Source organism: Mesorhizobium erdmanii (assembly GCF_013170725.1).
In the GTDB taxonomy this organism is placed as follows: domain Bacteria; phylum Pseudomonadota; class Alphaproteobacteria; order Rhizobiales; family Rhizobiaceae; genus Mesorhizobium; species Mesorhizobium erdmanii.
In genome coordinates this window covers 5,504,786-5,525,426 of record NZ_CP033361.1, presented here as the reverse complement: position 1 = coordinate 5,525,426, position 20,641 = coordinate 5,504,786, and the positions used below count along the sequence as shown (strand labels likewise).

General features: G+C 64.3%; 18 protein-coding genes. 4 read left to right on the top strand and 14 right to left on the bottom strand.

Going from position 1 to position 20,641, the window contains the following annotated elements; all coding sequences use genetic code 11:
- The 11 genes from icmH to tssA are packed head-to-tail and all read right to left on the bottom strand — an operon-like array spanning nucleotide 1 to nucleotide 12,001.
- Nucleotides 1-1,323, bottom strand: a complete 1,323-nt coding sequence (gene icmH / locus EB233_RS26825; protein WP_064988738.1) for a type IVB secretion system protein IcmH/DotU — start codon at nucleotides 1,321-1,323, stop codon at nucleotides 1-3.
- Nucleotides 1,324-1,327: 4 nt separating this feature from the next.
- The gene (gene tssK, locus EB233_RS26820; RefSeq protein ID WP_064987816.1) at nucleotides 1,328-2,662 is read right to left on the bottom strand and encodes a type VI secretion system baseplate subunit TssK; all 1,335 of its coding nucleotides are present in this window, start codon (nucleotides 2,660-2,662) and stop codon (nucleotides 1,328-1,330) included.
- A gap of 39 nt (nucleotides 2,663-2,701) precedes the next feature.
- Complete coding sequence (gene tssJ / locus EB233_RS26815) at nucleotides 2,702-3,154, bottom strand: type VI secretion system lipoprotein TssJ (RefSeq protein ID WP_027056068.1); 453 nt, start codon at nucleotides 3,152-3,154, stop codon at nucleotides 2,702-2,704.
- Between the two features lie 3 nt (nucleotides 3,155-3,157).
- Nucleotides 3,158-4,624 carry a type VI secretion system-associated FHA domain protein TagH gene (gene tagH / locus EB233_RS26810; protein ID WP_064988739.1) on the bottom strand — a complete coding sequence of 489 codons (1,467 nt, stop codon included), beginning with the start codon at nucleotides 4,622-4,624 and terminating at the stop codon, nucleotides 3,158-3,160.
- The gene (gene tssG / locus EB233_RS26805; RefSeq protein WP_064987817.1) at nucleotides 4,621-5,688 is read right to left on the bottom strand and encodes a type VI secretion system baseplate subunit TssG; all 1,068 of its coding nucleotides are present in this window, start codon (nucleotides 5,686-5,688) and stop codon (nucleotides 4,621-4,623) included. Before tssG ends, tagH begins: the two co-directional genes overlap by 4 nt.
- On the bottom strand, nucleotides 5,652-7,526 hold the full coding sequence (tssF, locus tag EB233_RS26800; protein ID WP_064987818.1) for a type VI secretion system baseplate subunit TssF: 1,875 nt from the start codon (nucleotides 7,524-7,526) through the stop codon (nucleotides 5,652-5,654). Before tssF ends, tssG begins: the two co-directional genes overlap by 37 nt.
- 1 nt (nucleotide 7,527) lies before the next feature.
- On the bottom strand, nucleotides 7,528-8,283 hold the full coding sequence (tssE, locus tag EB233_RS26795; protein ID WP_064987819.1) for a type VI secretion system baseplate subunit TssE: 756 nt from the start codon (nucleotides 8,281-8,283) through the stop codon (nucleotides 7,528-7,530).
- Nucleotides 8,270-8,725 carry an Hcp family type VI secretion system effector gene (locus tag EB233_RS26790; protein WP_027056063.1) on the bottom strand — a complete coding sequence of 152 codons (456 nt, stop codon included), beginning with the start codon at nucleotides 8,723-8,725 and terminating at the stop codon, nucleotides 8,270-8,272. Before EB233_RS26790 ends, tssE begins: the two co-directional genes overlap by 14 nt.
- Before the next feature lie 48 nt (nucleotides 8,726-8,773).
- On the bottom strand, nucleotides 8,774-10,279 hold the full coding sequence (gene tssC / locus EB233_RS26785; RefSeq protein WP_027056062.1) for a type VI secretion system contractile sheath large subunit: 1,506 nt from the start codon (nucleotides 10,277-10,279) through the stop codon (nucleotides 8,774-8,776).
- Nucleotides 10,280-10,282: 3 nt separating this feature from the next.
- A complete protein-coding gene (gene tssB, locus EB233_RS26780) occupies nucleotides 10,283-10,822 on the bottom strand; it encodes a type VI secretion system contractile sheath small subunit (RefSeq protein ID WP_023767752.1) in 540 nt (179 codons plus the stop codon).
- A gap of 6 nt (nucleotides 10,823-10,828) precedes the next feature.
- Nucleotides 10,829-12,001, bottom strand: coding sequence for a type VI secretion system protein TssA (tssA, locus tag EB233_RS26775; RefSeq protein WP_064987820.1), 1,173 nt, complete (start codon nucleotides 11,999-12,001; stop codon nucleotides 10,829-10,831).
- Between the two features lie 337 nt (nucleotides 12,002-12,338).
- Here tssA and EB233_RS26770 point away from each other — a divergent pair, with 337 nt between their 5' ends.
- Entirely contained in the window at nucleotides 12,339-15,176 is a 2,838-nt protein-coding gene (locus EB233_RS26770; RefSeq protein ID WP_064988740.1) for a type VI secretion system ATPase TssH, read from the top strand.
- Nucleotides 15,177-15,222: 46 nt separating this feature from the next.
- On the opposite strand, the gene EB233_RS26765 is transcribed toward EB233_RS26770, so the two are convergent.
- Nucleotides 15,223-15,663, bottom strand: coding sequence for an Lrp/AsnC family transcriptional regulator (locus tag EB233_RS26765; RefSeq protein ID WP_064988741.1), 441 nt, complete (start codon nucleotides 15,661-15,663; stop codon nucleotides 15,223-15,225).
- A 133-nt stretch (nucleotides 15,664-15,796) separates the two neighbouring features.
- Here EB233_RS26765 and rocF point away from each other — a divergent pair, with 133 nt between their 5' ends.
- Together rocF and EB233_RS26755 are read left to right on the top strand one after the other, a co-directional pair.
- Complete coding sequence (gene rocF, locus EB233_RS26760; protein ID WP_064987821.1) at nucleotides 15,797-16,732, top strand: arginase; 936 nt, start codon at nucleotides 15,797-15,799, stop codon at nucleotides 16,730-16,732.
- A complete protein-coding gene (locus EB233_RS26755; RefSeq protein WP_064987822.1) occupies nucleotides 16,729-17,787 on the top strand; it encodes an ornithine cyclodeaminase in 1,059 nt (352 codons plus the stop codon). The genes rocF and EB233_RS26755 overlap by 4 nt, the downstream gene beginning before the upstream one ends.
- A 45-nt stretch (nucleotides 17,788-17,832) precedes the next feature.
- On the opposite strand, the gene EB233_RS26750 is transcribed toward EB233_RS26755, so the two are convergent.
- The gene (locus tag EB233_RS26750) at nucleotides 17,833-18,432 is read right to left on the bottom strand and encodes an NADPH-dependent F420 reductase (protein WP_064987823.1); all 600 of its coding nucleotides are present in this window, start codon (nucleotides 18,430-18,432) and stop codon (nucleotides 17,833-17,835) included.
- Between the two features lie 157 nt (nucleotides 18,433-18,589).
- Nucleotides 18,590-19,324 (bottom strand): SDR family NAD(P)-dependent oxidoreductase, encoded by a 735-nt coding sequence (locus EB233_RS26745; RefSeq protein ID WP_064987824.1) that lies wholly within the window; start codon nucleotides 19,322-19,324, stop codon nucleotides 18,590-18,592.
- Nucleotides 19,325-19,612: 288 nt separating this feature from the next.
- On the opposite strand from EB233_RS26745, the gene EB233_RS26740 reads away from it, so the two are divergent.
- Nucleotides 19,613-20,509 carry a LysR family transcriptional regulator gene (locus tag EB233_RS26740; protein WP_064987825.1) on the top strand — a complete coding sequence of 299 codons (897 nt, stop codon included), beginning with the start codon at nucleotides 19,613-19,615 and terminating at the stop codon, nucleotides 20,507-20,509.
- Nucleotides 20,510-20,641: the final 132 nt, after the last annotated feature.

Below are 20,641 nucleotides of genomic sequence, written 5' to 3'. Positions count from 1 at the left end.
TCACAGCCTCTTTTCGACGAGCACCTCGACGCGGCGATTCAAGGCTCGCCCCTCGCGCGTGCTGTCGCTGGCCACCGGGTCGGTGGCCGCGCGGCCCTCGGAATGCACGCGGTCCTGCGGCACCCCGTTCTGGACCAGCATGTCGGCAATCGTCTGGGCCCGTGCCTCCGACAGCCGCTGGTTGGTCGACAGCGGATTGGCCTTCTGCAGCGGAACGCCGTCCGTATGGCCGATCACCGTTACGTTCCCGATCAATTCCTGATTGGCGAGGATCACCTTGGCGATCGAACCGATCAGCGGCTCGAAGCCGTCGGTCAATTCTGGCCGCGACGACTGGAACAGTTCGGGGTTGGAGGCCTGGATGATCAGCTTGGCCAGCGAAACGCTCTCGGTGCCGCTGAGGGCGGATTTGAGGTCGGCCGGCGCCCCGGCCTGGAATTCCGGCAACAGAGCAAAATCCACTTTCTCCGGAGGCGGGGCGTCCACCTTGGGCGACGTTCGGCTGATGTCGCCGCGTTCAGGCGGCGGCAAGGCACGAACAAGGGCGGAAAGCTCGACCGCCTGGCTGCTCAATCCCATAGCGAGCCCGATATGGATGGCCGTGGCAACAACCGCCGCACCGAGCGCCATGACCCAGATCGGCACGATGAAGCGCTGTGGTTCATCGGAGGCGATCACACCCTTCCAGTTCGGCGACAGTGGCGCGCCTTCGGCGTCGGCATCGCGCAGGAAGCGTGCCGCCGCCACGCGAACGGCGTTGAGCGAGCGGTCGCCCGAGCGGCCGGGCACGCGGTATTTGCCGCGGAAGCCGAGCGCCATGCAATCGTACTGCAGCTCCAGCAATTCGCGGTCGCGGTTGGGATGGCGTTCCAGTTCGTCGAGGCGCGTGAAGAACTGCGTGCCGGCATCGACATCGCCGCGCAGCATGACCACGAGCGGCTGGCGCGGCCAGGCGCTGGCGCCGCCCCATGGCGTGTTCAGGGCGAGATCGTCGAGCAAGGCCGCCACCACCCAGGCTGCCTGATCGGCCCGCTCCAGCGAGGACCCCGTCGCCATTGCCGTGTCGCGTGCCCGAACCAGTTCTTCGAGCAATCGGGTGCGCAACGCTTCCGGGTTCTCCGGCGCCAGCGCGCTTTCAAGCTCGGGCGCGAATTCGAGCAAGGGTGCGAATGCGTTGACAAGCGCGTTCGGGTGGGTGCGGGACCGCTTCATCGCCGCGCCCGGCAGGAGCGGCGCCATCGGCCGCGGCATCGGCGCGCCGGTCAGCCGTATGCGGGTGCGTTCGCGATCCTCCGACAGTCCGAAAGGATCATCGCGGCTCATCATCTCACCTGTTCACCGAATAGCAGTCCACCTGCGGCTCGCTTGGCAATACGCCCGAAACGCCGATGACGAAGCCGGGAGCATCGAGCAGCGATGCCCAATGCTCGCTTTTCTGGTCCAGCTCGAGGCAAAGCCGATCGCCGTCGTAAGGGATTTCGCGCGGCTGGGAGTGAAGCGGTTTCAGCGGAATGCCGGGCAATCGCGATTTCCACAGGCCTTCGAACTGGTCGGCCGAACCGACCGTCGCCTGATTGACGAATATCTTGCGCAACGCGTCTTCCGACAGCTCCGAACCGACCCGGATGACGATGCGGCTGGCGACCAGCAGCTTCGGATTGTCGATGCGGATTTTCCAGACATTGGTCGAATGCCGCATGACCGGCAGCGCACGCGATTTCGGCTCGATGTAGCGCAGGCTGAGGATGAGCGAGCGCAGCGCATCCGCCAGTGCCATGTATGCGGGGCCCGGCGCCAAATGATCGTAAGCCGGCAACTCGCCCAGCCGCCGCGCGCTCGATCCGTAGGTCGCCATCGAACCGGCGAGCCCGGCAAGCTCCAGGTAAAGCTCGGCCGGATGGAAGACATCCTGCGCCAGCATGTGTGCCAGCCGCGGACGCGCCGCATTGGCAAGATTGAGCATCAGCAGGTCTTCGACGCTGCGCCCCGGCCCGCCCATGACCATCTTGCCATGCGCCTCCGCGATCTGGTCGAGCCCGGTGACGACTTCCAGCAGCAATTGCCGATACCAGGCCACCGCGCCGGTAACCAGTGTCGGCGGCAGGAAGCTCTCATCCAGCGAGACGCCGCCATCGGCGCGAACCCCCTTGAGGTCGGCGATCGGCAAGGCCGTGTAGCCGCCGACCGATTTGCCGGGTGCGAGCAGCAGCGCCTGCGGACGGGCGATTTCGATTTCTTCAGGATCCGAACCGCCCTGGACGGCGTCGCGCACCGAAACGATCCGCCCATGATAGCGTGCTCCCGAGGCCGCGGCGTGCGCCGGATCGAAGCCGACACCACCGGCGGGCTCTAGCGGCAGGGCGACCAGCACCGGTCCGGCCCCCGTGTCCGGGGAAACCGGCAACGGTCGCGGTGCGTCCATCATGTCTGGGATGGAGAAAGGCGTGCCGTCCGGGAAGATGCCGCGAGCGGACAGGATCGCGACCTGGCCGGCATCGAGCAACGCCTGGTCCAGCGTCAGCTGTTGAAAGCCGAACGTATGCAGTTGCCCGGCCTGCAACGCGCCGCGCACAGTCGCCTCGAAAAAGCGATCCTGCTGCTGGAAATGCTGGGTCCGCAGAAAAAGCCCTTCGGACCACAGCACCCTGTTTGCATCGCTCATGCCGCTACTCTCTGCATTGAGCTCCCCTTGCCCTGGCCGCTAAGCGGAAATACCGCCGCTGCCAAGCGTGACATTGATCGTGAATTTGGACCCCGACGACACCGACTTGGTGGTGCGCCAATTCTTGCCGGTGGGCTCGCGAATCAGGGCAACGAAGCCCAGCGCCGCGGCATCCGGCTCGACGGTGATGGTCTTGGAAGCGGATTTTCCGGGCCCGACGGCGATCTGGTCTGATCCGATGAGATCGCCTGCCAGCGCCGAGCCGGCATCACCCTGCAGGGCAAAGTAGTCGGCGGAATTGAATTTGCCGGTGCTGCGCAGCCGCATGACGAGGACCGTCACCGGCCGGTCGCCACCGCCAGGTCCTGGGTTCATGCCGGCCCCGCCGGTCACGTTGATCGTAATCACCGAAGGTTTTGGCGGGCCGCTCTGGCAAGCCGTAAGCAGGCCTGTCGCGCCCAGGGCAACGATAAATTCGCGTCGGTCGATCATGTCTCACTCCTCCTCATATGCGTCCCGAAAATCAGCGCCGATTTCGCCAAGGAAGCTTTTCTCGGCGCTCTCGGCGATCTCACGATGGCGTTTCTGGTAGAGTTCCCACAGCTTGGCGCCGCGCCCGCCCGAAAGCAGCGTGCCGATCGCCGAATTCGATTTCAGCTCTTCCTCTATCGCTGCCGGATCAAAACGGTCGACCATCCGACGCAAGGCGGCCTGCACGCCGCGCCAGGCGCGCACGTGATGTTGCGCAAGATCGCGCACCGCGTCGGCGATAGCTGGCTCGCCGGCGAGAAATCCTGGGCTGCGCTCGGCGATAAGCGTAACGATGGCGTCGTCGACCGAGGGCAGGAACTTGAGCGGATTGACTTCGGAAGCCCCGACCATGGTCTGGGCGACGCGAGCATTTCCCTTCTCCTCGGCCCGCTTGCGCAGAAGCTGCATCAGGCCTTCCATCATCAGCCGGTATTCGCGGCCAAACTTCTCCATTTCCACGATGCTGTCGCGCCCGGGAAAATCGGCTTCCTCGACGCCCATGCCGCGCAGGAATGCGGAGCGAAGCGCCATGTCCCCCGGCTGCGCCGCTGCCGGCGGGCGGGCCGGTGTGGCAGCGGCACCCGTGCGCGCTGGAGACGGGCCATCAGCCGCTTGCACTGGCAAATCCCAGGGATTGCCGGGACGCTGGGCGATGCGCTCGCGCTGTCCGGCCTGGCCGACCCCGTTTGCCGAACCGGTCGCCGCGGCGGGTCCGAAACCAAAATCATCACTGAAGTCGGACGGCTTTGCAGGAGCAAGTTGGGCTCCGCGGCCGAGCGACGGCGTGGGGTCGAGGCTGAACGGGTCCGCCTGGCTCGCCGCGCCGCCGGGTTCGGGGTAAGGGGCGGCTTCTTTCGACACGGGCGTCGAAACCGGATCGAGGCTGAACGGGTCATCGAAAGCCGGCGAACTGCGCTGGCTGGAGGCGGCACGCTCGAACGCGCCCGCAATTGGCTGCTCGAACGGGTTGGGCAGATCGGCCGGACGTGGCCGCCGCGGCTCTTCCTCGACCTTGGCGGAAAAGAAGTCGTCACGGCCGATGCTGATCGGTGCCCGCGATGCTGGTGGTGAGCGGTCCGGGATCGGCTGGCTGGCCGTTTGTGCCTGGGCGATTGGCGCCTGCAGGTCGACATAGACGACGTAGTCGCCAAGTCTCAGCCGCATGCCGCTTTGAAGGCGCGTCGACTGGCCGGCCCCGAGCGGGCTGTCGGAATCGTTTATGAACAGCCCGCTGCTCGACGTGTCGGTGACGAAATATCCGTCTCGCCCGCCCGAAATCTTGCAATGAGCGCGGGAGACGAACATGTCGGGATCGTTTATCTGCCAGCCAGCGTCCGCGCTTCGGCCGATCACCAACTCGCCCTCGTCCAGCCGGGTCTGCCGTACCGCTTGGGTGCGTGGTCCTTGCTCCAGCGTCAGCAGCAGGCTCATGCCGCGACCCCCGCCATTTCCGGCCGCCATCCGACAATTGTCCGCAGCCGCAGATCGTCAGCATCTCCCCTTTCGGCGGGCCGCGCAAGCCAGGCGGTCCGGCCGAGCTGGACCGTTCCGATACGGGGCGGCGGCACCGCTTCACGCGCCAGCACCATGCGCAAGTCGACGTCGAGCGATTCCCCGACCATGTCGCGAACGGCCTGCTTGAACAGCTTGAGGCGCGGACCTCCCGGCAGGAACGCCTTGAACTCCTCAAGACCGAGAGGGCCGACGCGCAGCTCGATCCTGCTTTGGCGGTTGAAAACGCGCGGGCCGATGGTCGCCCCCCGGCCGAGCCCCGCATAGGCTTTTGCGAGGCGGGTCTGGAGCCCGGCTGGGATTGTTATCCAGGCGGCGATGAATTCCTTGATCTGAACCGGCACCCTGAATGCCTCCGTCAGGAACAGCGTCAGCCGTTCCGGACCGTCGACCTGGTTGGCGAGCGACGCGGCCTGGCGAAGCTTGACGGTGTCGAGATCAGGGTTCCCGGTGCCGGGAAGTCCGATTCCGGCCATCGCTTCAAGCATGGCTCGGATGCGGCCACCGACCGCGCGCTCGACCTGGACCGCCGGATGCGCGTCCGCCCAGGCGCGATAGTAGAGAGCGATCATGCGGTGCTGGAGGATATTGACGAAGTCGACGAACGTCGTGTCGCTGGTCTGCTGTGCGTCGGCGCCGGCGAACCAGCGCTGCGACAGGCGGTCGAGCACCCAGCGCGTCAGATGCAGCGGCATCGGGCCCTCGGGTCCGAGCAGGCCGAGATTTGCAACCGTGACCCCGGCCGGTGCCTTGTCGTTGGCCTCGCGGAATTGCACCAGGTCGCGCGCGGAAAAGGCGAGGCGCACATGCTGGCCGAGCCTTGCCGGCTCGCGGTCGGGGCGTCCGGAATGGCCGAACAGGCCGCTGCGCTGTTCGAGACGGCGCAGCAGTTCGAAAAAGTCGAACGCTTCGGACAGGCCTTCGGTCCGGTCCGGGTTCGGTTTGTCTAGATCAGGTAGCGATTGCCGGGCGTCATCGGCCATGGCACATCCTCCTGCTTCTGCAGCAGCCGCGTGCGGGTTCGCACGAAGCCGTTTATTCCGGCATGACGGGCAAACAGCCGCGCCAGCAAGGCCGAAAGCAGCAAGGTGCTTTGACCTGCCAGCACCGACTGGTCGACATGCAACGTCACCTCAGTGCCACGCCCGAAGCACATCGGCCCGTCGATCTGCAGCCGTTCGATCACCGGTCGCGAGTCGATGCGCACAATCGAATGCACGTTGCGGGCAAGGCTCGGATCGCCGCGGTCGGCATAAAGATCGAGCAGCGCATGCAGCGGATCGACGCCGCGGCCTTCCTTGGCGAGGCTGAGGAAGTTGAGCGCCAGTTGTGCCACCAGCCGCCAGGCGAGATCATCGGCGCGGGATTCGCCGTCGGCCCCGGTAGGCAGTGCCGCGGGGATGGCCGGCTGCGGCGGACGCAACGCACCGAGCAGCCGAACGGATTCGACCGGATCACCAGCTTCCAGCGTCAAGGTCGGATTGTCATCGAGGATCGGCAGATCGCGGTTGGTGCAAAGTGCCATGATGTCGAGACGTTTCAACGGCCGGTTGGTGGCACTTGCAAGCGGCCGGGACACGGCCAGGAAAACATCGTCCCCGGTGTATGATGTGCGGGTCAAACCGTCGCGGCGTTCATCCTCCGTTGCCCGCCTTGGCCGCCGCTCGGTCGAATAGACCCAGCCACTGCCGCGGTTCTGCCCGAGGCTGAACAACTCCGGTATCTCGGCATCGCTGCCCTCACTGTCGGCGTCCTCGACGCGCAGGACACGATAGATCTCGAAGTCGCGTGCCCGCGTGCGGTCGGCATGCAGCACCTGCCGCGTCTTGCGCTGATCGAGCTCGACGACGTTGCATTCACGCTCGAACAGATTGATGATCGGCGTCGCGAAAAGTTCGAAATCCGCCGGTGTCAGGTCAGCGAGTTCGGGGGCCGGGCGGCGGAACAGGAAGATGATCTCCAGTCCGCCCTCGCATGTGCGCACCACCGGCTGCAGCCCCGACACCCGCGCATAGTGAAAGCGCTCCGGCATGACGAAATATTCGCGCAGCAGGCGGTAGCCTTCGAATGTCGGGCGGGTACGCGGCATCAAGGCCTCGTCGTCGCTGATGCCAACCATTTCGGGTCCCGGCAGGGGCGATAGCCGGTTGGTCTTGCCTTCCGGGCGTGCGCCAATGGCCACGCAGGCGCCGAAAATCGCGTCGAACAGAAGCGGCGCCTTGGTGCGTCCGGCAAAATAGAGGTCAAGCTGGTCGAGCGCCAGTTCGTCGAGTTTGCCCTTTCCGGTCCGCGTCAGCGCCAGACGCAGCGCCGCCTCGCCACCGGTACCGCCGATCGGTCCTATGCCAGCCGCCGCCAGCGCGCTGCGATCCTGAAAATAGCTGACCGAAGTGATCGCTATGGGCCACAGGGTCATGTCCTGCGCGGTGGAGAAAGTGCAGCGCGTCGACAGGCCGGGCTGCAGGCTGGAGACCAGCCGCGTGTTGCGCTTGACGACGTGGCCGGCCGGCATGGTCTGCACCTGCTGGCCGGGTTTCAGCACGGCCATCGCCGTCGCCGGCGCCGGCGTCACCAGATCGGGATAGAGGACATCGAGCACGCTGCGCGAAAATCGCGAGCGCTCGGCGTCGACCTTCAGCCGGGTGCGCGCGGCGAGGAAGGCGACGCCGTCCAGCAGCCGTTCGACATATGGGTCCGGGCAGGGCACCGTATCGAGGGAAAGGTTGCGCGCCACCGCCGGATGCATGTCGGCGAATTCCGCCGCAAGGCCGCGGATATGGGTCAGTTCCTCCTCGTAATATTCGACGAAAACCCGATCCATCTCAGGCGTCCCTAATTTCGGTCCGCGCCAAGCCGTTATCGAGATTGATCGTGGTGCGCAGGCGCATGCGTTCCGGCGTGGGCGTCATGATCAGCACCGCATCTATCTCGATCTTCAGGCCCACGGTCTTGTCGCCCAGCGTAACCGTAACTTTCGTTGCACTTTCCTTGAGGCGGGGCTCGAAGGTGGCGAGCACCGAGCGGATTTCGCGCGCTAGCACGTCGCGGTCGAAGTCGCGCGACGACCGGCCCGAAAACGAAGGCACGCCGTAATTGACCACGCTTCGGCGCACCTCCGGAAAGTCGGCGAGCGACGGCGGATTGTCGGCCACTTGCTCGTTTTCCAGGTCGGAAAGCAGCGGCGTGGCCTCGAAGCGCTCGGTGTTGAACAGCGCCTCGATGTCGCGCCGTACTGCTTCCCTGAGCACGCGGGCAGATACCACCACACCACGGCTTTCGATCTCGGTGCGGTGCTGGGTCTGGAAGGCCAGGCGGTGCAGACGCCGTTTCTGGTCGGGCGTCAGCTCCGCATCGGCGTCGATGGTCCGCGCACTGCCGGCAACGAGGGTTTCGAGACGGTCCGCGCCAAGCTCGTCCACCAGGACATGGCGCAGCCCGTCTATCTCCGAGGTCAGGCCCGGCAGGTCATTGACGAGGCGGTCCCATAGCGATGGCTGCACCGCCTCGCTTTTTGCGCGCAGGCCGCCCGCGATCTGCTGCTTGCCCGCGCCGGGCCGCCGAACCTCACTTGCCGACATAGACATCCATTTCGGCTTCATCATTGCCGTCATAGACGAACTTGATCTTCTTGTAGGCGAAGCTGACCTCTTCCTGGATCAGGTCTTCCTCATCCTCGGCCTGCGACATGTCGTATTCCATGATCGAGGCGTCGGTGAGCGTGACGACCAGATAATCCTTGGTCTCGCCATCGATGGTCCGCCGTGCGGAGAACACCACTTCATCCAGCGCCTTGTTCTCGAACAACGCCTTTGCCAGGTAGGGCGAGGATTTGTCGTAGTGTTTGGTGAACTTGATCATGCCCATGGACACGCGGCCACGGCGTGAGAGCGAATTCGGATCAAACGGCGCGACCATCTTGTAGTCGACGCCATGGATTTCGATCTCGTCCGAGTGGCCGTCGCGGGTGCTTGGGCCCTTGATATCGGGAACCTTCAGAAAACCATCAATCTTGACAGGCATTGTCTTTCTCCACCGCTTTCAAACAAAACAAAGTCTGGTTGCTGCAAATCAAGTCTTCACGGACGGCAATTCCGATACCAGCCGCAGCGAGGCGTTGATGCCCTCCAGCTGGTAATGCGGACGCAGGTAGAAGCGGGCGTTGTAGTAGCCCGGCCGTCCTTCCACGCTGTCGACCTGGACTTCGGCCGCGGCAAGCGGGCGCTTGGCGCGCGCTTTGTCGTCGGCGAAGGCTGGGTTGGCCAGCACGTAGCGGTTGATCCACTCGGTCAGCCAGATCTGCATGTCGGAGCGCTCCTTGAACGAGCCGACCTTGTCGCGCGCGATCGCCTTGAGGTAGTGCGCAAAGCGCGAGACCGGGAAGAGATAGGGGAGGTTGGCGCTCAGCCGTTCGTTCGACTGTGCATCGGGGTCGACCAGCCGGCCGGCGCGCGTTTCGTCGTCCTGCAGCGAATGGGCGCCGATGAAGGCCGCGAGGTCGGTGTTCTTTCGATGCAGGATCGGCATCAGGCCGAGCTTGGCCAGTTCGGCCTCGCGCCGGTCGTCGATGGCGACTTCGGTCGGACATTTCATCGCGATCGAGCCATCGTCGGTCGGGAAGCTGTGCACCGGCAGGTTGAGCACCGTGCCGCCATTCTCGACGCCGCGGATCTGCGTGCCCCAGCCGAACAGCTTGTGGCTACGGTTGATGTTGACGCCCATCGGGAAGGCGGCGTTCATCCAGACATATTTGTTGTGATCGCCCTGCACCTCTTCCTCGAAGGTGAAGCCCTTCACCGGAACGGTATCGGTGCCATAGGGCAGCCTGGCGAGAACGCGAGGCATGGTCAGGCCGATATAGCGGGCGTCCTCGCTCTCACGCAGCGACTGCCACGAGGCATAGGCGGGGTTGGAGACGATCTGCTGCAAGTCTTGCGGGTTCGGCAATTCCTGCCAGCTGTCCATGCGGAACAGGCGCGGCGAGGCGGCCGCGATAAACGGCGTGTGCGCCGAGGCGCAGATGCCGGAAATGTTGCGCAACAGGCCGACGTCGCGCGGGTGGTTCGAGAATTCGTAGGCGCCGATCACACAGCCAATCGGCTCGCCGCCCAGCATCGAATACTCGTCCGTATAGACTTTCTTGAAGATCGGGCTCTGGTCCCACATCTGGCCTTCATAGTCTTCGAGCGTGTCGGCCAGTTGCTCCTTGGAGATGTTCATCACCCGGATCTTCAGCTTCTGATCCGTCTCGGTATTGTTGACGAGGTACCAGAGGCCGCGCCATGTGCCTTCCATCTCGCGCACTTCCGGCGCATGCAGGATCTCGTTGACCTGCGTCGTCAACATCTTGTCGATGCCCGCGATCAGCGACTTGATCGACTTGATCGCGTTGGACGAAATGGTCGTGGTGTCGGAACGCGACTGTGCCGCGAGGGCGAGATTGCGCACGAGTTGCTGCAGCTTCTCGCTGTCGTCCTTCTTGACCTTGAAATCCTTCTCGAGGAGGCCGCTGAATTCTCCAAGGTCGATGGCTTCGGCCTCGGCGGTGACGGCGGCGGTCTTTTGCTGTTCGGCCATGGTTTACTCCCCTGCCTTGTCGTCGTCGGCCAGTGCCTGGCTGGCGATCTTGCCAAGAAGCGGCTCGTTGTTCAGAAGCTGCGCGATGCGTTTTTCGGCGTCGACGCGGCCATCCATGAAGCCGAGCAGTTCCTCGAGCTGGCGCCGCATCTTGAGGATTTCGGCCAATTGCGGCACCTGCTCGGCGACCTTGTCCGGAGCGAAATCACCCATCTTGGTGAAGGTGAGATCGAGCGCCAGTTCCTCGTCACGCTCCTGGCCTTCGGCCTGAGGCAGCGTGTTCTTCACTCGGGCTTTGACGCGCGGCCCGAGCGCCTCCATGAATTTGGGAAAGCGGTTAGCGTCGGTCTCGACGAAGGACCGGTCCAGCACCGATTTGGATGCTTCCTTGGTCTGCGAAGCGCCGGAAAGGTCGGCCATCACGGCCATCACAAACGGCAATTCGATCGTCGTCGGGCTACCGTAGGTTTCCACGTCGTATGCGATCTGCACCCGCGGCGCACGATTTCGTTCGATGACCTTCGCTTTGCTTTCGGCTGGCATGTGCTGTTACCTTTCATCCTTCTGAGCCGTCTTCTTGACATCGGGAACGCCGGCAAGGAGCCGGAATTCCTTCAGCCCCGACGGGGCGAGATCTTCCATCAGTTCAACGAAATCCATGTGCACCATGCGGCGCACGCGCCGCGCCAGATGCGGTATCGGGCTCGATGGTTCGGTGCGGTCATAGAAGGCGACGACCAGGTCGAGGCACTTCACCACGTCGTCGCGCGAGGAGATCCGGTCGGGAAGCCCCGTGCTGGTCTCCGTGTAGCTTGCCGCACTTGCCATAGTCTCGGCTCCATGACCGTTTCGAGCAGGCGTTGCCGGTTCTGCCGGGTTGGGCGGCTTGGCCGCGCCGTTGGCCACCGCACCCGCCGCGGAATTCCGTTCGAGGGTCGTCAGCAAACGCTGCAGAAACCGCTTTAAGTCCGGAACGGGAGCGCCGCCGCCTTCGAGGCGGGCGTTCAGCGCTGTTTCGACCGCGTCGAGGGCTGCGATCGCTGCCCGAGCGTCGGCGACCAGCGAAACCATCTCCGCACCGGCCTGATCAATCTGTGCCGCACACCCGGCGCGCACCCGGTTCAACAATTGCCCGTGCGCGCTGACCAGCGCGGCCTTTTCCGCAGTGTTCAATCCCGAGGCGGCTTCCTGGAGCATGACACGGTCGTCGAGCGCGCTCTGTTCCAGGTCGCGTCCGCTGATCGGCCCGATCGAGCGTGGCGTAAAGAAAATCATCTGGCGCAGGTTCGCCAACAGCCCGTCCTGACCATTCTGCAGGTCGAGCAGCGCGTTGATACGGCGCAAGGCGGCATCGCGAGGCGAGGCGCCGGGCCGCAGGGCCGGATGCATGGTTTCCCAATGCTGATCGAAGGTCTGCGCGATGAGGGTCAGACCTTGCGCGAGCCCGGCCAGCCCTTCTTCATTGGCCAGCGCACGCGTGACGATGACGAGGAGGCGCAGGTCGCGGCCGTGCGCGCGCAAGTCCGCCGCTTTTGCCAGCACAGCGGACCAGTCGACAGGAATGGTGCTTTGCGACGTGGGCTTGTTGTTGCCGTCGTGGACGACCTTGACCTCGGGCTCCGTCAGGCGCTCCAGCTCATGGAAAGCCGGGTCGTTGCGCAAATCCTCCCCTGACGGGTTTCCACCGTCGAGCGGGCTAAGCCAGAGCGCGGCATCAATCACTCAAACCCCCAGCGACCGACCTCAAACCGTACGTGACGCCACGTTAGCACACGGTTGCACTTTACCACAATTCAATGGCTGTCCAAAAATTTAACAGAAGCTAAACGAAACCGCTTCCCAGTCGTTGAAATCGGTGGCTTGCTTGCCTAAGCCGTATGCGAAACGCATCTCGCAGGGGCGCTCGGGCACGTGGCTGTTCGCAGACAGGGATGCGGGACTTTCCACAAGTGAAAAGGGCCGGCTGAACCGGACGTCGCGCCATCGATCCGTCCCGCGCTTTGTCAAGTGACGGCTTATGTGGCAGTTTATCGGCTGGCAGATCGCAGGAGCACGTTCGATGGAACAGCGCCGGTCATCGCAGACCTTCAAGCGCAAGGAACTGGTCGGCAAGCTCAATGCCGTGGGTGTCCGCGCCTTCAAGGCCGCCGCCGACACCGCAAAACTGCGCGGCAATCCTTACGTCGAGCTCGTCCATTTTATCCAGCAACTGGTGCTGTCCGAGCGCTCGGATGTGCAGATGATCGTTGCAGACGCCGGGCTGGATGCCAGCCGGCTGACGGCGGACATGACCCGAGCCATCGACAAGCTGCCCTATGGCGCAACATCGGTGGAGGAGTTTTCCGACCACATCTTCCACGCCATCCAGGAGGGCTGGAACCTCGCGACGCTGGAGTTCGGCGTCGAAGAGGTGCGCAGCGCCCACATCCTGCTCGCCTGCCTGAAGCTGCCGGTGCTGGAAGGCCTGGTGTCGAAAATCAGCGCCGAATTCGACAAGATCGACGCCGACGGCGTCATTTCCCGCTTCGCCGATGTCACCGAAGGCTCGCTCGAAGCCGGCTCGCCGCCTGCCGCTGGCCCTGCCGAGACGCCGCAGAAGCGCGGTCCGGGCGGGGATTCGGCGCTGGCGAAATACGCGACAGACCTCACCCAGCGCGCCCGCGACGGCAAGATCGATCCGGTCGTTGGCCGCGATCCCGAGATCCGGCAGATCGTCGACATCCTGATGCGGCGCCGGCAGAACAATCCCATCCTGACCGGCGAGGCCGGGGTCGGCAAGACCGCTGTCGTCGAGGGCTTTGCCTTGCGTGTCGCGGCGGAGGACGTGCCGCCCGCGCTGCAAGGCATCAGCGTGCGTATGCTCGACGTCGGATTGATGCAGGCGGGCGCAAGCGTGAAAGGTGAGTTCGAAAAACGGCTGAAGGCCGTCATCGATGAGGTTCAATCATCGGAAACGCCGGTCATCCTGTTCATCGACGAAGCCCACACCTTGATCGGCGCCGGCGGCGCCGCCGGAATCGGCGATGCCGCCAATTTGCTGAAACCGGCGCTGGCACGGGGCGAGCTTCGCACCATAGCGGCAACGACTTGGGCCGAATACAAGCAGCACATCGAGAAGGATCCGGCGCTGACGCGCCGTTTCCAGGTGGTAAAGATCGACGAGCCGTCGGAGGCGGTGGCCGTTCTCATGTTGCGCGGCGTGGCCGGTGTGCTGGAGCAGCACCACGAGGTGCAGATACTCGATGAGGCGATCGAGGCGGCAGTCAGCCTGTCGCATCGCTACATCCCGGCACGGCAATTGCCGGACAAGGCGGTCAGCCTTCTCGACACCGCTTGCGCCCGTGTCGCCATCTCGCAGCACGCCACGCCGGCGGAGGTAGAGGACATTCTGCGCCGCCGGCAGGCGCTGGAGGTGGAGCGCGGCATCATCGGCCGCGAGGCCGCGATCGGCATCGAGGTGGCTGACCGGCAGGCGCGCGTCGAGACCGGACTTGCCGAAACCGAGGTCACGCTTGCCGCCGCGCAGCAGCGTTGGGATCGCGAAAAGGCCCTTGTCGCCGAGATCCTCGAATTGCGCGCCAGGCTGCGCGGCGAAGGTGTGCCGCTCGATCAGGCGGCGACCGCTGAGGCCGATACGGAGACTACAGCAACGGACGCGGAAAAGACCAAGGTGCCCAAGACCGAGCCGCTCAAGACGGAACCGCTCAGGACTGAAACGACGAAGGCTGAACTGGCGAAGGCCGTAAAGCCGAAGGCCAAGGCGGCCAAAGTGAAGGCCGAAATGGTTGCCGAGCCTGCGCCATCCGATCCGGCCCCTGACCTCGCCCGGCTACGCGACCTCATGGCCGAACTCGCCGCTGCGCAAGGCGAGACGCCGTTGATCCTGCCGTCGGTCGACCGTAACGCGGTGGCTGCGGTCGTTCAGGACTGGACGGGAATTCCGACTGGCCGGATGCTGTCGAGCCAGACCGAAAAGGCACTGCGGCTCGCGAGCACCCTGTCCGAACGCGTGGTCGGACAGGATCACGCCATGGAGATGATCGCCAGGCGTGTGCAGACCAGTCGCGCCGGGCTGGGCGCGCCGGAAAAGCCGGTGGGCGTGTTCCTGCTGTGCGGCCCCTCGGGTGTCGGCAAGACCGAAACCGCACTGGCCTTGGCCGAGACGCTTTATGGCGGCGAGCAGAACCTGATCTCGATCAACATGTCGGAGTTCCAGGAGGCGCATACTGTCTCCACCTTGAAGGGAGCTCCGCCCGGATATGTCGGCTATGGCAAGGGCGGCATCCTGACCGAGGCGGTTCGCCGCAAACCCTATTCGGTGATCCTGCTCGACGAGGTCGAGAAGGCGCATCCGGACGTGCACGAGATATTCTTCCAGGTCTTTGACAAGGGGATGATGGACGACAGCGAAGGCCGACGGATCGATTTCAAGAACACGCTGATCCTGCTCACCTCGAATGTGGGTTCCGAAGTCATCATGGACCGGACCGGCAACGGCACGGTGCGGGCCGGGCTGGACGATCTCGACACTGCCTTGCGCAGCCCGCTGCTGAAGGTCTTTCCGGCGGCCTTCCTCGGTCGGGTGGTCACGATACCGTACTATCCGCTCTCCGATTCAATGATCGAAGCGATCACCCGCCATCAGTTTGCCAAGATCGCTCGGCGGCTGCGCGCAACCAACGACGCGGAACTGGTGATCGGTGACGGTGTCATGGATATGGTCAAGGCCCGCTGCACGGAGATCGAATCCGGCGGGCGGATGATCGATGCCATCCTGACGAACACGCTTCTGCCGGAATTGAGCCGCGGCGTGCTCAACCGGTCGCTAGCGGGTGAAAAGATGACAAAGGTGACCGTAGGGGCCTCCAAGGACGGTTTCACCTATTCCTTCGAATAGCGTCAGGCGCGGCTGCGCCGCCAGGCCCGGGCTAGCGTGATCCAGGCTAAGTCAACCTTGCCCTGGTCGTCCGCGGCGTTGCCAGAAGAAGGCTCGTCTCGCTGCCGGTGATCCCGGGGATCAGCCGTATCCGCCGCAGCACCGCGTCGAAATCGGTCAGCGATGCCGTGCCAAGTTCGACCACCAGGTCCCAGCGGCCATTCGTGGTGTGAATGGTCGAGACCTCGGCAAGACCGCCGAGCGCTTTGACCACGCGATCGGCGGCATGGCCTTCGATCTCGATCATCATGACGCCGCGTATCCTCTGATCGACGGCGTCGGCGCGGAGCACCACAGTGTAGCCGATGATCTCTCCCGACTTTTCCAGCCGCTCCATGCGCGCCCGCACGGTGGCGCGCGAGACGCCGAGATCGATCGCGAGATCGGAGATGCTGCGCCGCGCCTCGTGCCTGAGCAGCGTGACCAGCCTTTCGTCGAGCGCGTCCATGATTGCCATCCATTTTGATCAGAATGATTGCCCAGAACGATAAACCAATCTTTTCGAAATGCCAATTTCACCTGTTCAAACCGCCGGGCGAGGATGGTTCATTCCACGCATCAATCGCGAGGGCAAAAGAATCATGCGCTGCAGGATCGTTGGCGCGCCGGTGCAGGACGGCGCGGGCAGGATGGGATGCGAGATGGGGCCGAGCGCACTGCGCACGGCAGGGCTTGTCTCGGTGCTGTCGGAACTTGGCCATGAGGTCGAGGACTGGGGCGCGGTGCAAGCCGCTCCGGCGCGCGCTGTCGTCCACGGCAATCTCGCGCTGAAGGCCTTGCCGGAGATTTCCGCATGGACCGCGGCGATCGCCGAGACCGCCTATACGGCTTCGCGGGACGCCATGCCGATCTTCCTTGGCGGCGACCATGTGATTTCGGCCGGTACGGTATCCGGCATAGCGCGCCGGGCCGCCGAACGCGGCCGGCCGCTCTTCGTGCTGTGGCTCGACGCGCATCCGGATTTTCACACGCTCGACACCACTGTCAGCGGCAATCTGCATGGCGTGCCGCTCGCCTATGCCAGCGGGCGGCCGGGCTTCGACGGCTATTTCCCGGACCTGCCCGTCGCCGTCGATCCGTCCCGCATCTGCGTCATGGGCCTGCGCAGTGTCGATCCGGCCGAGCGTCGGGCGCTGAACGAGGCGGGCGTGACCGTGCATGACATGCGCACCATCGACGAGCATGGCATTGCCCCTTTGCTGCGCGCCTTCCTGGCCCTGGTCGAAAAGGCCAACGGCCTGCTGCATGTCAGCCTCGATGTGGATTTCCTCGACCCCTCGATCGCGCCGGCCGTCGGCACCACGGTGCCTGGCGGCGCCACCTTCCGCGAGGCGCATCTGGTGATGGAAATGCTGTCCGACAGCGTCCTCGTCTCGAGCCTCGATCTGGTCGAGCTGAACCCGTTCCTCGACGAGCGCGGCCGCACCGCCACGCTCATGGTCGACCTTACCGCCAGCCTGATGGGCCGCCGCATCATGGACCGCCCGACCCGCAGCCATTCCGGAAGCATCTCATGACCCAGCCTTCCCGCCTTGCCATCGTCCCCTTCGTCAGCGTCGACCGCATGATGAAACTGGTGCTGGCCATCGGCGTCGAGCGGTTCCTCACCGAACTCGCCGCCTATATCGAGGAGGATTTCCGCCGCTGGGAGCTGTTCGACAAGACGCCGCGCATTGCCTCGCACAGCCATGACGGCGTCATCGAACTGATGCCGACCAGCGACGGCCGCCTCTACGGCTTCAAATATGTCAACGGCCATCCGAAGAACATGCGCGAAGGTCGCCAGACGGTCACCGCCTTTGGCGTGCTCGCCGATGTCGGTTCGGGTTATCCGATGCTGCTCACCGAAATGACGATCCTGACAGCATTGCGCACCGCGGCCACCTCCGCTGTCGCCGCCAAATACCTGGCTCCCAAGGGTTCGCGCTCCATGGCCATCATCGGCAACGGCGCCCAGTCCGAATTCCAGGCCGTCGCATTCAAGGCGCTGCTTGGCGTCGACCGGTTGCGGCTCTACGACATCGACAGCCAGGCCTCGGAAAAATGTGCCCGCAACCTCGCCGGCAAGGGCTTTGAGATCACCATATGCACGACCGGGCAGGATGCGGTGGAGGGTGTCGACATCATCACCACGGTGACCGCCGACAAGCAGTGTGCCACCATCCTCACCGACAACATGGTGGGCTCCGGCATTCACATCAACGCGGTCGGCGGCGACTGCCCCGGCAAGACGGAGCTCCACCGCGACATCCTGCTGCGCTCCGACATCTTCGTCGAGTTTCCGCCGCAGACGCGCATCGAGGGCGAAATCCAGCAGCTCGATGCCGACCATCCGGTCACCGAGCTGTGGCAGGTGATGACCGGCCAGGCAGAAGGCCGCAAGGCTCCGGAGCAGATCACGCTGTTTGATTCCGTCGGCTTCGCCACCGAGGATTTTTCAGCACTGCGGTATGTCCGCGACCAGCTCCAGGCCACCGGCCTGTATGAGGAACTCGACCTGCTCGCCGATCCTGACGAGCCGCGCGACCTCTTCGGCATGCTGCTCAGGGCAGCACCGCAGCCGGCCGCCTGAGCTTCACCCACATGTCCCGCCGCGCCTCTGCGAATTGCGGATCGATTACTGCTCCTTCTTGAACAGGTCCTGGAAGATGAGCGGGCCCCAAATGCGACCGCGTGCGTGAACCAGCGCGCCACCCTCGTTGAGCCTTCCCAGCTTGACGGGTGCGAACCCGAGTTGTCTGGCCAAGGACGCCACGGGAACGGTCGCGTCTTCGTCGTCGCTCGACAGAAAGACGACCCGGTGGCCGCCCTCGACGATCGGATCGGTGGCCAGGGCGGCCGCGATCAGGTGATTGAAACCTTTGACGAACTTGGCGCCGGTAAACGCCTTCGCGACGAAGGCGGAGGACACGAGACCGTCCAGTTCCTCGGGTGGAACCAACGCGTTCATCGCGTCGACGACCGTCTTGCCTTTCCAGCTCGGCAGTGCCTTCGCAACCTCGCTATGCTCCCCGAACGGCACCGCCAGGATGATCGTATCGGCCTCGAGTGCTTCCCGCAGCGACTTGGCGACGACCGTGGGTCCAATCGCCCGTGCCTGCTGCGCCAACGCCTCGGGCGGCCGGCGGCTCGCGACGGTCACGTCGATGTTCCTGCGGGCGAAGGCGTGGGCGAGGGCCTGGCCAATCTTCCCGAATCCCACAATTGCGTAGCTCATGATATTTCTCCGATCTGTGTTGGTATTGATTCCCCGGCCTTCAACGGCGCTGGGTTATCCGTTTCGCTGCGTGGCGACCTTCGCGTCGGCTTCCCGCCGTACCGCCATGGACACGCTAGTTTCCGCCGGTTAGCCGCTTCCAGTGACCGGCGCGATTTCAGATGGCCGAGAAGCCGCCATCGACAGACAACTCCACCCCATTCACGAAGCTCGACTCGTCGGAAGCAAGAAACAGGGCGACCGCGGCAATTTCCTCAGGGCGTCCCATCGTTCCCCGCGGGATCAGGGATTCGAACGTCCGCCTCGCCTCCTGGGTGAGAACTTGGTCCTGCATCGGTGTGGCGATCGGCCCCGGGCTCAGCACGTTCACGCGGATATTCCTGCCCTTCAGTTCGTTGAGCCAAGTGCGTGCGAATGAGCGTAGCGCCGCCTTGCTCGCCGCATACACGCCGTAACCGGGAAAACCTTTCACCGAAGCAACTGACCCGGTCATGAAGATGGATCCGCCATCGTTGAACAGCGGCAACGCCTTCTGAACCGTAAACAGCGTGCCGCGCGTATTCAGGTTGAAGGCCGCATCGAAGTGCTGCTCGGTAATCTCGCCCAGTGGGACGGCTTCGCCCGTGCCGGCGCTCGCATACAGGACGTCGATCTTGCCCTTTACCCGCTTGACCGTGTCGAACAGGCGGTCGAGGTCGTCGAGATTGGCCACGTCGCCACGCACGCCGGTCACGTTCCGGCCAATCAGCTTGACCGCCTCGTCCAGCGCCTCCTGTCTCCGGCCCGTGATGAAAACATAGGCGCCTTCTTCAACGAACCGCTTGGCGCTCGCCAGCGCCATCCCGCTCGATCCACCCGTGATGACTGCAACCTTACCGTCTAGCTTTCCCATGACTTTTCCTTTCAGGCTCTGCCTTTGGTCGTTCGGGAAGAACCCCGAGAGCCTGGAAATAAGTCTGCCGACGTCAGGCGTTCAGTGCGGAAGCGCGCACATCGGTGGTGCGAAATCGATCCGGCTGGACCACGGGCGCCAGGAGCGACGATCAGCATCGCCGTTCGGGATTGGGCTGCACTTGTCGGCTTGCGCTACGAGGACCACTGTGCTGCCCACGTACGAGATATGGTTCAATGTGTTAGATTTGGGATTTGGAAGGCGCACCGCGCGGTGCGAGATTGCACCATGATCGATTGGGATGACGTTCGCTACTTTCTTGCCGTCGCGCGCCGAGGCTCGGTGCGGGCCGCCGCCGAAGGCCTCGGGGTGAATCACTCGACCGTGCTGCGACGCATCGCCCAGCTCGAGGAACGCCTCGGAGCGCAGATGTTCGAGAAGCTGCCTTCAGGTTACCGGCTGACGGCGGCGGGCGAGGAGGTGCTCGAACTCGCGAACCAGATGGAAGCGTCGTCGCATCAGCTGGAGACGCGCGTCTTCGGGCGCGACCAGAGCGTGCGCGGGCTTCTGCGGGTGACGTTGGCCCCGACCCTCGCGACACACCTCTTCATGCCGGACTTCGCCGATTTCGCGCGTCTGCACCCGGACATCGAGATGGAGATCTTGTCGTCCGGGGAGCTGGCAAATCTGACCAACCGGGAGGCCGACGTGGCGATCCGCGTCGTCTACGATCGCAAAACCCTGCCGCTCAATCTTCACGGACTGAAGGGACCGGAGCTGTTCGGCGCCGTCTACATATCCCGCGATCGGCTAGCCGCATGGCGTGCGGGCGCGGCTGATCCCATCCGGTGGATCGTCATAAGCATGCATGGAATTCCGGACTGGGTCCGCGAGGGTGAGGTTCCTACCACGGGGGTCCCGTTCAGGACGACGGACGGCGAAGCGCAGATCGTTGCTGTGCGGCAGGGGCTTGGGATCACGACACTGCCGTGCTTCGTTGGAGACGCCGACCCCCTGCTGGTGAGGGTGCCGGGCACCGAGCTGCACATGTACGGAACGCTCTGGCTGCTCACGCAGGGGGAGACACGCAAGACGAAGCGCGTGCGGCTGTTCACGGAGTTCGTATCCCGCAGGCTCGCCGCCTACGCTCCGCTCCTCGCGGGGCTGTCCCTATCGTACGACTGAAGCCCGGCAGCGCGGCCGCCGCGATGAGTGGACAATCGCGCCCGTGCAGACGTGATGCCTCTTTCAGACAGCCTCGCCGTCGGTCCGTTTAACCGGACGGCTCTGGCGTCAGCGAGATATACGCATTGCATC

What these genes read in the sequence shown, in the direction of transcription:
- icmH (WP_064988738.1), bottom strand. Translation starts at nt 1,323, where the DNA reads ATGAGCCGCGATGATCCTTTCGGACTGTCGGAGGATCGCGAACGCACC.
- tssK (WP_064987816.1), bottom strand. Translation starts at nt 2,662, where the DNA reads ATGAGCGATGCAAACAGGGTGCTGTGGTCCGAAGGGCTTTTTCTGCGG.
- tssJ (WP_027056068.1), bottom strand. Translation starts at nt 3,154, where the DNA reads ATGATCGACCGACGCGAATTTATCGTTGCCCTGGGCGCGACAGGCCTG.
- tagH (WP_064988739.1), bottom strand. Translation starts at nt 4,624, where the DNA reads ATGAGCCTGCTGCTGACGCTGGAGCAAGGACCACGCACCCAAGCGGTA.
- tssG (WP_064987817.1), bottom strand. Translation starts at nt 5,688, where the DNA reads ATGGCCGATGACGCCCGGCAATCGCTACCTGATCTAGACAAACCGAAC.
- tssF (WP_064987818.1), bottom strand. Translation starts at nt 7,526, where the DNA reads ATGGATCGGGTTTTCGTCGAATATTACGAGGAGGAACTGACCCATATC.
- tssE (WP_064987819.1), bottom strand. Translation starts at nt 8,283, where the DNA reads ATGTCGGCAAGTGAGGTTCGGCGGCCCGGCGCGGGCAAGCAGCAGATC.
- EB233_RS26790 (WP_027056063.1), bottom strand. Translation starts at nt 8,725, where the DNA reads ATGCCTGTCAAGATTGATGGTTTTCTGAAGGTTCCCGATATCAAGGGC.
- tssC (WP_027056062.1), bottom strand. Translation starts at nt 10,279, where the DNA reads ATGGCCGAACAGCAAAAGACCGCCGCCGTCACCGCCGAGGCCGAAGCC.
- tssB (WP_023767752.1), bottom strand. Translation starts at nt 10,822, where the DNA reads ATGCCAGCCGAAAGCAAAGCGAAGGTCATCGAACGAAATCGTGCGCCG.
- EB233_RS26770 (WP_064988740.1), top strand. Translation starts at nt 12,339, where the DNA reads ATGGAACAGCGCCGGTCATCGCAGACCTTCAAGCGCAAGGAACTGGTC.
- EB233_RS26765 (WP_064988741.1), bottom strand. Translation starts at nt 15,663, where the DNA reads ATGGACGCGCTCGACGAAAGGCTGGTCACGCTGCTCAGGCACGAGGCG.
- rocF (WP_064987821.1), top strand. Translation starts at nt 15,797, where the DNA reads ATGCGCTGCAGGATCGTTGGCGCGCCGGTGCAGGACGGCGCGGGCAGG.
- EB233_RS26755 (WP_064987822.1), top strand. Translation starts at nt 16,729, where the DNA reads ATGACCCAGCCTTCCCGCCTTGCCATCGTCCCCTTCGTCAGCGTCGAC.
- EB233_RS26750 (WP_064987823.1), bottom strand. Translation starts at nt 18,432, where the DNA reads ATGAGCTACGCAATTGTGGGATTCGGGAAGATTGGCCAGGCCCTCGCC.
- EB233_RS26745 (WP_064987824.1), bottom strand. Translation starts at nt 19,324, where the DNA reads ATGGGAAAGCTAGACGGTAAGGTTGCAGTCATCACGGGTGGATCGAGC.
- EB233_RS26740 (WP_064987825.1), top strand. Translation starts at nt 19,613, where the DNA reads ATGATCGATTGGGATGACGTTCGCTACTTTCTTGCCGTCGCGCGCCGA.